The organism is Emticicia agri, from assembly GCF_004168285.1.
Lineage (GTDB): Bacteria > Bacteroidota > Bacteroidia > Cytophagales > Spirosomataceae > Emticicia > Emticicia agri.
Map to the genome: position 1 here is coordinate 1 of NZ_SEWF01000164.1, position 353 is coordinate 353.

Here is a 353-nt window from a genome sequence, read left to right on the forward strand (position 1 = left end):
GAACCGCCTGTCCAGCTGATGGTGCCACCTGTACAACCTGTCGCTGTCAGGGTCGCTGTCTCATTCAGACAGACTACCACATCTTTTACCTCAATGCTTACGCCTGGATTTACTGTTACTTTGCCTGTGCCAGTTGCACTACATTCTTTGCCGTTCAGGGTTACTTTACAAGTCGCTGTATAACTGTAAGTTCCCGCTGTGGTTGATGGTACACTGATGCTGTTACCTGTGCTGCCATTGCTCCAGCTGATAGTGCCACCCACACAACCTGTCGCTGTCAAGGTCGCTGTCTCATTCAGACAAACTACCACATCTTTTACCTCGATGCTTACGCCCGGATTTACCGTTACCTT

General features: G+C 49.6%; 1 pseudogene. It reads right to left on the bottom strand.

Features of this window, described 5'->3' with window-relative positions:
- Window positions 1-353: pseudogene (locus tag EWM59_RS28135) on the bottom strand (hypothetical protein); the annotation flags it as partial.